At 61.5% G+C, this 231-nt stretch carries 1 pseudogene; it reads right to left on the bottom strand.

The annotated features are described in order from the left end of the window. A pseudogene (locus KVT38_RS34345) lies at positions 1-231 on the bottom strand (hypothetical protein); the annotation flags it as partial.

The raw sequence follows: 231 nt of genomic DNA on the forward strand, positions 1-231 counted from the left end.
GGACCGGAAAGCGGTTCCAGGAAGGTAAAAGGAATGTAGCCGTCGCCCACGTTGGCCTGGAACAGACCGGGGGCGTCGTCCGTCGTCATCTTGGTCTTCAGGATGTTGATGAATTGATCGTCCGGGTAGACGTCGTGTCTGACCTTGTTGCCCGTCGCCTTCTCGTAGGCGGCCAGCGCGTTCTTCAGGCCGACCGAGTCGCCCCAGCTGTTGCAGGGGGAGAGCACCAGC

The sequence above is a fragment of the Cohnella sp. GbtcB17 genome (genome assembly GCF_019091135.1).
Taxonomy (GTDB): domain Bacteria; phylum Bacillota; class Bacilli; order Paenibacillales; family Paenibacillaceae; genus Cohnella.